7 protein-coding genes are annotated in these 6331 nt (G+C 60.4%); all 7 read left to right on the top strand.

Translation table 11 applies throughout. The annotated features are described in order from the left end of the window. Positions 1-427 precede the first annotated feature (427 nt). The 7 genes from rpmH to AACH87_RS21705 all read left to right on the top strand — a co-directional run bounded on the left by rpmH (position 428) and on the right by AACH87_RS21705 (position 6324). A complete protein-coding gene (gene rpmH, locus AACH87_RS21735) occupies positions 428-562 on the top strand; it encodes a 50S ribosomal protein L34 (protein ID WP_005798102.1) in 135 nt (44 codons plus the stop codon). 62 nt (positions 563-624) lie between these two features. After that, positions 625-1104, top strand: a complete 480-nt coding sequence (locus AACH87_RS21730; RefSeq protein ID WP_338796641.1) for a ribonuclease P protein component — start codon at positions 625-627, stop codon at positions 1102-1104. Beyond that, positions 1101-1394: a membrane protein insertion efficiency factor YidD gene (gene yidD, locus AACH87_RS21725; RefSeq protein WP_338796640.1), complete on the top strand. Its 294-nt coding sequence runs from the start codon at positions 1101-1103 to the stop codon at positions 1392-1394. The genes AACH87_RS21730 and yidD overlap by 4 nt, the downstream gene beginning before the upstream one ends. Next, the gene (gene yidC, locus AACH87_RS21720) at positions 1391-3103 is read left to right on the top strand and encodes a membrane protein insertase YidC (protein ID WP_338796639.1); all 1713 of its coding nucleotides are present in this window, start codon (positions 1391-1393) and stop codon (positions 3101-3103) included. Before yidD ends, yidC begins: the two co-directional genes overlap by 4 nt. Before the next feature lie 112 nt (positions 3104-3215). Beyond that, positions 3216-4670 (top strand): tRNA uridine-5-carboxymethylaminomethyl(34) synthesis GTPase MnmE, encoded by a 1455-nt coding sequence (gene mnmE / locus AACH87_RS21715; protein ID WP_338796638.1) that lies wholly within the window; start codon positions 3216-3218, stop codon positions 4668-4670. A 105-nt stretch (positions 4671-4775) separates the two neighbouring features. Then, positions 4776-5267 (top strand): cyclic nucleotide-binding domain-containing protein, encoded by a 492-nt coding sequence (locus AACH87_RS21710; RefSeq protein ID WP_338796637.1) that lies wholly within the window; start codon positions 4776-4778, stop codon positions 5265-5267. Positions 5268-5376: 109 nt separating this feature from the next. Continuing rightward, positions 5377-6324, top strand: a complete 948-nt coding sequence (locus tag AACH87_RS21705) for a hypothetical protein (protein ID WP_338796636.1) — start codon at positions 5377-5379, stop codon at positions 6322-6324. Positions 6325-6331: the final 7 nt, after the last annotated feature.

Below are 6331 nucleotides of genomic sequence, written 5' to 3'. Positions count from 1 at the left end.
TGCAAGAGGTATTTTTATTGTGGATAGGAGGAACGATGCAAGGCTGCGGATTGTAGCTTGTCAAGGTGTTATCCACAATTTGAGGGGCTTGTGGAAGGGCTTGTGCGGACCGCCTTGTCTGGCTCTTTCGAGTGGGGTTTGCGGCCCTCTTTTTGAGGTTTGCCAAGGGGCTCTGCAAGGTGTTCTGACGCCCGCAAGCGCTTTTGCCGAGGTGCCTGAATTTTGGGCAAAAACATCGGGCATTGCCAGAAAGCAAGGAGCCTGCGATAATTTTGGGTTTCCCTGAATGTGTTCAGGGTGATTTGACCCGGCGCGCCGTTATTTCTGCCCCGAAAACCCGACTCTGACGGCTGCATGTGCAGCTTGCTGGAGCGGTAAATGGGGTTCAAGAGCAGCAGTCCGGAACTGAACCTCAAGGAATAGCACCATGAAACGTACTTACCAACCTTCCAAGACCCGTCGCGCCCGCACCCACGGCTTCCTCGTTCGCATGAAGACCCGCGGTGGCCGCGCTGTGATCAACGCTCGTCGCGCCAAGGGCCGCAAGCGCCTGGCCGTCTAAGGCCAAATCCTCTCTGGCCTGCTCCCCGGTCTGTTCCGTCAGGCATCAAGCGGGGTGCGCCCATGCAGCGGTTAAAAACCCGTCCGCAGTTCCAGGCCACCATGGCGGGAGGCACTGTCTCCCGCACAGCGCATTTTGCGCTGCATCGCTTGGTGCTGGGTGCGCAAAGCCAGTCGGCTGAATCTCAGCCACCCTCAGGGCCCGGTCCTTTGCCTTCAGAGCAAAGACCGCAGGCCCTGTTTGTCATGCCTGATGTCTGGCTGGGGGCCATGGTGCCCAAACGCTGGGCCCGGCGGGCGGTGACGCGCAACACCATCAAGCGTCAGATCTATGCAGTGGGTGCGACCTTTGAAGACCGGTTGCCCCAAGCGGCCCATGTGGTGCGCCTGCGTACTGCGTTTGACCGCAAGCAGTTTGTGAGTGCCACCTCCGATCAGCTCCGGCAAGCCGTGCGTACCGAGCTGGTGCAGCTCTTTGCGTATGCTGTCCGGCGCAGCGCCGAAACAGAGCGCACCAAAAGCGCGGCTGAGGTTGCGCCATGATGCGAACTTTGCTGATGGGTGTGGTCAAAGGCTATCGGTTGATACTCAGCCCCTGGCTGGGATCGGCTTGCCGGTTTGAGCCGACCTGTTCAGCGTATTCTCTGCAGGCTTTGGAGCAGCATGGTGCTGCTGCAGGCAGTTATCTCACGTTGCGCAGGCTGGTACGCTGCCACCCCTGGTGTGACGGGGGCCATGATCCCGTCCCGCAAGAACTCCCGCGTGGTATGCGGCTGTTTTCGCGACTTCATCCTTCCAACACCCAACCATCCTCACCAAAGAAGTCTTCATGAACGACATTCGCCGCACCATCTTGTGGGTGATTTTTGGCTTTTCCATGGTTTTGCTGTGGGACAAATGGCAACTGCATAACGGGAAGAAGGCCACGTTCTTCCCCAGCCCCGCAGCAGTGAGCGCCCCTGCCCCCGCGGCAGGAGCTTCTGCGCCACAGGCCAGTGCAGCCAGCGTGCCCGGCTCCAGCGCACCTGCTGCAGCCGCCATCGGTGCGCCTGCATCGTCTGCCGCAGCCCAACCTGCACCCGCTGCCGCCGCAGTGGCCCGCGAAAAGATCGAGGTCACCACCGATGTCTATCGCCTGACCTTTGATGGGGAGGGTGGTTCGCTGGTCCATGCAGAGCTGCTGCAGCATGCGGACATGACCGACAAGGCCAAGAACTTTGTCCTCTTCGACGAGAGCGCCCAACGCGTTTATGCAGCCCAGACAGGTCTGATCGGTGGCAACTTCCCCACCCACAAGACCGTGATGACTGCGGTCCCTGGTCCTCGCGCCCTCAAGGACGGTGAGAACGAGTTGAACATCCGCTTCGAATCGCCCGAGCAGGGTGGCGTCAAGCTGATCAAGACCTGGACACTCAAGCGTGGTGCCTATGACATTGCCGTCAAGCACGAAGTGGTGAACGCAGGCACCGCGGCTGTCGCTCCACAGCTGTACATGCAACTGGTTCGTGACGGCAACAAGCCACCAGGAGAGTCTTCGTTCTACTCCACCTTCACGGGCCCAGCCGTGTACACGGACGCCAAGAAGTACCAGAAGATCGAGTTCAAGGACATCGAAAACGGCAAGGTGGATATTCCCAAGGAATCTCCCAACGGCTACGTCGCCATGGTGCAGCACTACTTTGCCAGTGCTTGGCTGTTGGCCGATGGCGTGGAGCGCCAGCTCTTCACCCGCAAAGTCAGCGACAACCTTTACTCGGTTGGCATGATTGCGCCGCTGGGCAATCTGGAGCCCGGTGCCAGCAAGGTGCTGGATGCGCGCCTGTTTGCAGGTCCGCAGGTGGAAACCATGCTGGAGAAGCTGTCCACCGGTCTGGAACTGGTCAAGGACTACGGCTGGCTGGCTATTCTGGCCAAGCCTCTTTACTGGCTGCTGGACCAGTTGCATAAGCTGCTCAACAACTGGGGCTGGTCGATTGTGGGTCTGGTGCTGCTGCTCAAGATCGCCTTCTACTGGCTCAACGCCAAGGCCTACGCCAGCATGGCCAAGATGAAGGCCATCAATCCCCGCATCATGGAATTGCGTGAGCGCCTGAAGGACAAGCCGCAGCAGATGCAGCAGGAGATGATGCGCATCTACCGGGAGGAGAAGGTCAACCCGATGGGCGGCTGCTTCCCCATCATGATCCAGATTCCGGTGTTCATTGCACTGTACTGGGTGCTGCTGTCCAGCGTGGAAATGCGCAACGCTCCCTGGATTGGCTGGATCCGCGACCTGTCCACGCCCGATCCCTTCTTCATCCTGCCTTTGCTGATGACTGCGAGTTCTCTGCTGCAGACTGCGCTGAACCCCGCACCTCCAGATCCAATGCAAGCCAAGATGATGTGGATCATGCCGTTGATTTTCAGCGTGATGTTCTTCTTCTTCCCTGCAGGTCTGGTGCTGTACTGGCTCACGAACAACCTGCTGTCGATCGCTCAGCAGTGGATCATCAATACCCGCATGGGTGTGCCACCGCAGTTCAATCTGCCGAAGTTCAAGTAAACGTGTTTTGACGTTTGATGAACCTTCCAAAGGCCGCGCAAGCGGCCTTTGGTGTTTTTGAACAGGTTCTCTGAGAGCCCGTTTTCACCCTCACCCCATGTAAAGTCCTGCCATGCTTGCCCGCCATACAGACCCCGTCGTTGCGATTGCCACTGCCCCAGGCCGGGGCGCCGTGGGGATAGTCCGCGTCTCGGGCAAGGGGCTGGGCCCGCTGGTTCATGCCCTGTGTGGTCGGGATCTGCGACCCCGTGAGGCGACCTATCTGCCGTTTCGCGATGCTGCGGGCCAAGCTATCGACCAAGGGCTGGCGCTGTACTTTCCAGCCCCCCACTCCTACACGGGCGAGGACGTGCTGGAACTGCAGGCCCATGGCGGCCCGGTGGTGTTGCAACTTTTGCTGGCAAGGTGCCTGCAGGCAGCGGCCAGCCCGCAGCCTGCCGATCCATCATCCGTGTGTTTGCCTGGTTTGCGCGTTGCGCAGCCTGGTGAATTTACCGAGCGTGCATTTCTGAATGACAAGATAGATCTGGCCCAGGCTGAGGCCATTGCGGACCTGATCGATGCGAGTACCGAAGCGGCCGCCCGCAGTGCGAGCCGCTCTTTGACCGGTGCGTTCTCGCAGGAAATCCATGGTTTGCGTGATGCGCTGATCCATTTGCGCATGCTGGTGGAAGCCACGCTGGACTTTCCTGAAGAAGACATCGATTTCCTGGAGAAAGCCGATGCCAAGGGGCAGCTGGACCATTTGCACCACACCTTGGCCCAAGTCCGTCAGCGTGCGCAGCAAGGTGCTTTGCTGCGCGAGGGCATCAAGGTGGTGATTGCCGGTCAACCCAATGCGGGCAAAAGCTCGCTGCTCAACGCACTGGCGGGGGCGGAGCTGGCCATCGTCACTCCCATTGCGGGCACCACCCGCGACAAGGTTCAGCAAACCATACAGATCGAGGGCGTGCCCCTGCATGTGGTGGATACGGCCGGTTTGCGCGAGAGCGAGGATGAGGTGGAGCGCATAGGCATCGCCCGCGCCTGGGACGAAATCGAAGGAGCCGATGCAGTCCTCTTTCTGCACGATCTCTCCCGCAGGCATCTGCCCGAATACCAGGCTGCCGATGCGATGGTGGCTGCGTCCATGCAGCACAAGATACCGGCATCGGTCCCAGTGATTGACGTGTGGAACAAGACAGATGCTGAAGTGGCGTTGCCGGACGTGCAGAGTGAGGAATCGGACGCCAGTGGGCAAGGTACGGCGCCCCGATGTTCGGTCCGGATTTCTGCGCGTACGGGCTATGGGCTGGACGTGCTGCGACGGATACTTCTGGAAATTGCCGGTTGGCAGTCTGCTCCCGATGGCGTCTACATCGCCCGTGCCCGCCATGTGCAGGCGCTGGAGAAAGTCCACAGCCATCTGGAACAGGCCTCCATGCAGTTGCATGTACCTTCTCCCGCCTTGGATTTGTTGGCTGAGGAGTTGCGTCTGGCCCAGAACGCGCTGGGAGCCATCACCGGAGAGTTTTCATCCGATGATCTTCTGGGTGTGATCTTCTCCAGTTTCTGCATCGGCAAATAGCGCGTTGGAGGGGGCTTTCCCCTGCCAACGTAGCTCTTCTTTGTTGTAAACGGACGTAAGCAGTGCTTGTGTCCATGCTGTAACGCAGGTACTTTCAGCACCACCATGAATGCCATAACGCCCACAGCCCCACGTGTTGATCTTCGCGGCCTGATCGAGGCCATCGCCCAGGCCAATGCCGACGATGCCATGACCAACCCCTTGTCTCCCGCTCAGTGGGAAGTGGTGGGTCCTTATCTCCAGCCCATGGTGTTCCCCGCCAGCCATACCGTATTCACGCAGGGCACCAATGACCGCACCCTGTATTTGGTGGAAAGCGGCAGCCTCAGCGTGCACTATCAGGATGAGAAAGAGCGTTTGCGCCTCGCCGTGGTAGGACCTGGCTCGGTGGTGGGTGAAGGTGCCTTCTTCTCACATCGGCCCCGTACGGCCACAGTGCAGACCAGCGCACCGTCCAAACTCTGGGCATTGCATGCGTTGCGCTTTACAGAACTGGCCAACCGCCAGCCCGCGGTAGCGCTGGCCCTCTCCATGGCTGCTGGCTCCGTTCTGGCCAAGCGACTGGGTAACCGCAAACGCCGCGTTGCTGCCACCTGACACTGCGCACTGTTTGGGTGCGTATGCGGTGACTACGGACTCGCGGCGTCGCACCCCACGTTACACTCAATTCGGATTTATTACGGCGCATTTCCGAAGAAAGCAAGCCATGTCTCTGTTCAGCTGGTTCAGCCGCAAACCCGCACCGCCCAAGGCCAAGCCACGCAATGCGATGGACCCTTCCGGGCTGATGAATGCCGATGCCACCGTCCCCCTCGGGGCAGGCAAGCCTGGCCAGCCCTTGCTGGAACCCCATCCTCCTGAGCACGCGGTCAACCGCAAGAATGAACGCATGGAGCGGCGCGAGTTGCTGTACACCGTGGTGCGCGACGCCATGGTGCGCGCTGGGGTGCTGTCTGCCAGCTACAAGTTCAAGGTGCTGTCGCTGGACCAGCGTGGACGGCAATTCCTGGTGATGATGGATTTGGCTCGCGAGTACGGTGGCGAAACCACTCGCCTCAGTGAGATCGAGGCCCTGATTGCCCAGACCGCCAAGACCCGTTACGACATTGTGGTGACTGCCGTTTACTGGCGCATCAACGACCATGTGGCGGTGGGCTTGCCACAAAAGGGAATTGCACCCAACACACCTGTGAGCTCGATAGCTCCCCAGCCCGTGCGCAAGCCCGTCGCACCTGTGGCGACTGCCGCACCGGCGCCTGCACCCAGCAGTGCATCTTCTCTGCTGTTTCCTGCAGAGCCACAGGCCCGCTTCCCTTCTGCACCGACGGCAGCGCGTACACCTACCGGCGCTACGGCTCCAGCGCCTTTGCTGCCCGCATCCAACACAGGGCCCGCACCGCTGACCCGCGTTGCACCGCCCGCGCGCTACGAACCCATCGAGGCCGATGAGGTGGCTGCTTTCAAGCGTGCCCTGGCAGATGCCGCCAGCAGCCCCACGGCGGCACCCTCGGCTGCCACCCGCCCGGGTGTGCCCGTGCGCTCAGGGCCACTGCTGCCGCCCTCTACCCACACGGGCTTTGCCGATACCGAAATGCCTGGCTCCGATGGCCCCAGTTCGGACCTGAGCAGCACGCAATATGGCGAACTGAACTGACAGATTT

The organism is Acidovorax sp. DW039 (assembly GCF_037101375.1).
Classification (GTDB): Bacteria; Pseudomonadota; Gammaproteobacteria; order Burkholderiales; family Burkholderiaceae_C; genus Acidovorax.
This window is presented reverse-complemented; position numbering and strand designations above follow the sequence as displayed.

What these genes read in the sequence shown, in the direction of transcription:
- mnmE (WP_338796638.1), top strand. Translation starts at nt 3,216, where the DNA reads ATGCTTGCCCGCCATACAGACCCCGTCGTTGCGATTGCCACTGCCCCA.
- AACH87_RS21705 (WP_338796636.1), top strand. Translation starts at nt 5,377, where the DNA reads ATGTCTCTGTTCAGCTGGTTCAGCCGCAAACCCGCACCGCCCAAGGCC.
- rpmH (WP_005798102.1), top strand. Translation starts at nt 428, where the DNA reads ATGAAACGTACTTACCAACCTTCCAAGACCCGTCGCGCCCGCACCCAC.
- AACH87_RS21730 (WP_338796641.1), top strand. Translation starts at nt 625, where the DNA reads ATGCAGCGGTTAAAAACCCGTCCGCAGTTCCAGGCCACCATGGCGGGA.
- yidC (WP_338796639.1), top strand. Translation starts at nt 1,391, where the DNA reads ATGAACGACATTCGCCGCACCATCTTGTGGGTGATTTTTGGCTTTTCC.
- yidD (WP_338796640.1), top strand. Translation starts at nt 1,101, where the DNA reads ATGATGCGAACTTTGCTGATGGGTGTGGTCAAAGGCTATCGGTTGATA.
- AACH87_RS21710 (WP_338796637.1), top strand. Translation starts at nt 4,776, where the DNA reads ATGAATGCCATAACGCCCACAGCCCCACGTGTTGATCTTCGCGGCCTG.